4 protein-coding genes are annotated in these 4,590 nt (G+C 53.1%); all 4 read left to right on the top strand.

Going from position 1 to position 4,590, the window contains the following annotated elements:
• The first annotated feature begins 982 nt into the window (after nucleotides 1-982).
• A complete protein-coding gene (locus QZQ29_RS08950; protein ID WP_008858969.1) occupies nucleotides 983-1,234 on the top strand; it encodes a type B 50S ribosomal protein L31 in 252 nt (83 codons plus the stop codon).
• A 112-nt stretch (nucleotides 1,235-1,346) separates the two neighbouring features.
• Nucleotides 1,347-2,429 carry a peptide chain release factor 1 gene (prfA, locus tag QZQ29_RS08945; protein ID WP_296962491.1) on the top strand — a complete coding sequence of 361 codons (1,083 nt, stop codon included), beginning with the start codon at nucleotides 1,347-1,349 and terminating at the stop codon, nucleotides 2,427-2,429.
• Nucleotides 2,419-3,294: a peptide chain release factor N(5)-glutamine methyltransferase gene (gene prmC, locus QZQ29_RS08940; RefSeq protein WP_296962489.1), complete on the top strand. Its 876-nt coding sequence runs from the start codon at nucleotides 2,419-2,421 to the stop codon at nucleotides 3,292-3,294. Before prfA ends, prmC begins: the two co-directional genes overlap by 11 nt.
• Nucleotides 3,291-4,337 (top strand): L-threonylcarbamoyladenylate synthase, encoded by a 1,047-nt coding sequence (locus QZQ29_RS08935; protein WP_296962488.1) that lies wholly within the window; start codon nucleotides 3,291-3,293, stop codon nucleotides 4,335-4,337. The genes prmC and QZQ29_RS08935 overlap by 4 nt, the downstream gene beginning before the upstream one ends.
• Nucleotides 4,338-4,590: the final 253 nt, after the last annotated feature.

Below are 4,590 nucleotides of genomic sequence, written 5' to 3'. Positions count from 1 at the left end.
AGGCCAACCGCCCTTGCGGGCGTGGAAATGCACCCCTTCTGCCGCCTGCGGCGGCGTCTCCCCCGGAGGGGGAGATTTGCTCAACGCTTTCCCATAGTGTCATATGGCATTATTGCTCAGCACCCATAGTGCCCCCGCTTTTGCGGGGGAAAGGTGGTGCCGTAAGGCACCAAAGGGGGGAAAAGCCGCCACAGGCGGCTAATTCATCGGAATGCTGTTCATAACGTATGATTCAAAGGTTAGTGTAGAGCAGCCTTCCCGCCGACTTGTATTTAACGATACTTCTGTTACTTGCGATTCTTACGGAGATTCTTCGCCTGCGGCTCAGAATGACGATGGGGCGGAAAGCCAAACCCGTAACGTCAGGCTCCTTCCCCAGGTGGCAATCCTGCATAGGATTGCCAAGTCGGGCGAAGTAAGGCGTTGCGTATAACAAGCATTGGAGCAACATTGTCATTCTTACCCCTCGTACACCCTTTGCCTCTTCGAGGCGTTCCCCTCAAGGGGAAACGAGAAATTTAGAATCGCTTTCCTTTTTGTCGCCCGGCCGGAATGGAGCTGGGCGAAGCCCTGAGGATAGGTCCGATAGATTTTAAAAAGAACTGACGCCCCTATCCTCCGGCGCCTACTGCGTCCCCTTCCTAAGGAAGGGGGCTCCGACTCTCCGTCATGCAGCATTCGAGACACAAGCGCAAATCCCGTAACGCTGACTTCATATTCATCGCCCGAAGGGCGATACCACAACCTTTGAACCCTCTGAACCTTTTGAACCCTCTGAACCCTCACGCCGCAGGCGTGTCCAAAGGCGATATCACCCCCCTTTGAACCCTTTGAACCTTCTGAACCTTCTGAACCCGGGCCGCCCAGCGGCCCCTTTTACCCCATTGGATGCATCTTTTCTCAAATTTATCCCTTGCATTCGATGACATGGTTTGTTATAATAGCAAAGAATTATCTATGTATTTGAAATGAGGTGCAACAAGTGAAGAAGGGAATCCATCCGGATTATCATCCAGTCGTTTTCCGTGATATCGGTGCTGACTACTCTTTCCTGACCCGTTCTACAGCTACTTCTAACCAGACTGTAAAATGGGAAGATGGCAATGAATATCCGCTGATCAATATTGATATCAGCAGCAAATCCCATCCGTTCTATACAGGACAGCAGCGTTTCGGAAAGGCTCGCGGCCGTATCGAAAAGTTCAACAAACGTTACGGAAAAACATCCGACTGAGAAACAGGGCGCAGGCCCTGTTTTTTACTGCCCATTTTCGCCCTGTGATATACTTATACATATTACTGTTAAGAAAAGGATTTCTAACATTTCATATTAAGGAGTAAATGATATGCAGACGAGTAAACTGGAGGGCATGGAAGCCCGTTATGTGACCCTGGAGGACCAGCTCAGCGATCCCTCTGTCATTGCGGACCAGAACAGGTGGAGGGCCCTGTCCAAGGAGCATGCGGAACTGGGTGACATTGTGGCCAAGTACCGGGAGTACAAGGAAGCGGACCAGGCGGTGAAGGATGCGAAGGACATTCTGGAAGACAAGTCCCAGGCAGATCTCCACGAGCTGGCTAAGGCAGATTTGAAGGAAAATGAAAAGAAAAAGGAAGAGCTGGATCTGGAAATCCATAAGATGCTTATCCCCAAGGACCCTAATGACGGTAAAAACGTGATCCTTGAAATCCGTGCCGGCACCGGCGGGGAAGAGGCGGCTCTTTTTGCAGCGGACCTTTTGAAGATGTACATCAAGTTTGCAGAACGGAAGGGCTGGAAACTGGAAATTGCCGATGCCAATGAGACGGACCTGGGTGGCTTCAAGGAAGTGACCTGCACCATTGAAGGAAAGAATGCCTACTCCATTTTGAAATTTGAAAGCGGCGTGCACCGGGTACAGCGTATTCCGGAAACGGAAAGCCAGGGCCGCGTCCATACTTCTGCCGTCACCGTGGCAGTGCTTCCGGAAGCGGAGGATGTGGATATCGATATTAAGAGAGAAGACCTCCGCATCGATGTGTATCGTTCTTCTGGAGCCGGCGGACAGCACATCAATAAGACATCGTCTGCCATCCGCATTACCCATCTGCCCACGGGCATGGTGGTGACCTGCCAGAATGAACGAAGCCAGCGGCAGAATAAGGAAAAGGCCCTGCAGATTCTGAAATCCCGCCTCTACGATCAGGCCCTCCGTGCGTCCATCAGTAAGGAAGCGGCGGACCGGAAGAGCCAGGTAGGCTCCGGCGACCGCTCCGAACGCATCCGAACCTATAACTACCCCCAGGGAAGGGTGACGGACCACCGGGTGAACATGAGCATTTACCAGCTGGACGATTTCATGAACGGAAATATGGACCCCATTCTGGACCGCCTCATGGAAGAAGACCTGGCAAGAAGGATGAAAGAAGGGGAAGCCAATGGCCGGTAATACCATCTGGACCATTAAAAAGCTCCTGCTCTGGACTGCCCATTATTTTCAGGAGCACCATCTGGACTCTCCCCGGCTGGACGCGGAACTTCTTCTGGCCCACGTTCTTCACAAGCAGCGGATTTACCTCTACACGGATTTCGACCTCATTGTGGAGCCGTCGGAACTTGCCCAGTACCGGGAATACATTAAAAAGCGGGTAAGCGGCATTTCCACCGCCGCCATCATCGGGGAAAAGGAATTTATGGGTCTTACCTTCCAGGTGAATGAGGACGTGCTTATTCCCCGCCCCGACACGGAAACCTGGCTGGAAAAGGTGATTCAGTACCATAGAAACGAACAGGGCGCCAAGGTGGCGGACCTGGGCACCGGAAGCGGCGCCATCCTTTTGAGCTTCCTCTATTACTGCAAGGAAGACACCGGAGTAGGGGTGGACATTTCGAAAAAAGCCCTGGCAGTGGCTGAGGAAAACGGGAAGAACCTGAAAATGGAAGACCGTGTTACCTGGCAGGAAGGGGATTACCTGACCGCATTGGAAGAGGGAGAACTCTTCGATGGCATCCTCACCAATCCGCCCTACATTCCCACAGGCGATATTGCAGGCCTTGCCGAAGAAGTGCGTCACGAACCCATGACCGCCCTAGACGGCGGCAGGGATGGACTTGATTTCTACCGGAAACTGGCAGGAGCGGCTGCAGACCACTTGAAGGAAGGCGGCTTTCTGGCGGCGGAATTCGGCATCCACCAGGCGGATGCGGTGGTGAACCTTTTGAAAGAAACAGGGAAATTTGATTCCTTTGAAGTCATAACTGACTACGGCGGCATTGAAAGAGCCGTATACTGCAGGAAGAAGGCGGAAGAATGACTACGGAAATCGTGCCGGTGAATGAAGACTATTTCAAAAATAAAGTATTTGAATTGGGAAAAATCATCAGGGAAGGGGGCCTTGTTTCCTTTCCTACGGAAACGGTGTACGGCCTTGGCGCCAACGCCCTTGACGCAGAGGCTGCCATAAAAACCTACGCCGCCAAAGGAAGACCCTCCGACAATCCCCTCATTGTACACGTGGCAGATAAGGGAGAAGTTTCCCGCTATGTGAAAGAAGTGACACCGCTGGAAGAAAAGCTCATGGACGCTTTCTGGCCGGGCCCGCTGACCATCGTATTTCCAAAGAAAGACATCATTCCGAAAGAAACTTCCGGCGGCCTGGACACCATTGCCATCCGCTGCCCCGCCAACGAAGCCACCAGAGCCTTAATCCGCGCCGCCGGCGTCCCCATATCCGGCCCCAGCGCCAATATTTCCACAAGACCCAGCCCCACCACCGCCAAGGACGTGTACCATGACATGAATGGCCGCATTGAAGCCATCATCGACGACGGCCCCTGCCGTATCGGCGTGGAATCCACGGTCATAGGCATTGAAAACGGGGAAATCGTGATTTACCGCCCCGGCGGGATCACTTTGGAAATGCTCTCCGCCTTCGCCCCTGCCAGAGTGGACAGCGCCCTGGCCACCGGCAGTGCCCATCCGAAGGCGCCGGGCATGAAGTACAGGCACTACGCCCCCTCCGCGCCTCTGACCGTGTATACCGGAGACAGGATTGAGGTGGCAAAGGAAATCCTCTCCTTTGCCCGTAAAAAAGACAAAACCTACGGATTTTTCGTAAGTTCTGAAATCGCAGAAAAACTGGAACCCGGTCTGCCCGTCTTCGTATGGGGCAGCCGGGACAGCCAGGAAAGCTTTGCCCATAACCTCTTCTCCGGCCTCCTCTACTTCAATCAGCATCCTGTGGACCAGATCATAGGAGAAGGCACCGACACCAAAGGCCTGGGTCTTGCCATCATGAACCGTCTCACCAAAGCTTCAGGGTACCATATCGTAGTGGAAAAGAAAGAACGTAACTGAAGGGGCTGGGATTCGCTTTCCCCGGGCCGCTGCTGCATCCCGGCAGCGGGCCGTAGACTATGGCAGACACCAAGCTCATTGAGTATAGGGGATGAGAGGGCATCGGGGTTCCTTGTGCAAAAAAAGGCGGTGAAGAAATGATGATTTCTTCACCGCCTTTTATAGAGCTGTAAAAAACAGCACAAAAACACGGATACAAATCCGTGCCAGTCAGTATTGCGGGCCTCTCAGAATCAGGCGCCAACGCTGAGCA

The organism is uncultured Dialister sp., assembly GCF_900538805.1.
GTDB lineage: Bacteria > Bacillota > Negativicutes > Veillonellales > Dialisteraceae > Dialister.
Note: the sequence above shows the minus strand (reverse complement) of the source record. Positions and strands in the feature narration are given on the sequence as shown.

Excerpts from the sequence above, each read along its gene's own strand:
- QZQ29_RS08935 (WP_296962488.1), top strand. The coding sequence starts at position 3,291 with ATGACTACGGAAATCGTGCCGGTGAATGAAGACTATTTCAAAAATAAA.
- prfA (WP_296962491.1), top strand. The coding sequence starts at position 1,347 with ATGCAGACGAGTAAACTGGAGGGCATGGAAGCCCGTTATGTGACCCTG.
- prmC (WP_296962489.1), top strand. The coding sequence starts at position 2,419 with ATGGCCGGTAATACCATCTGGACCATTAAAAAGCTCCTGCTCTGGACT.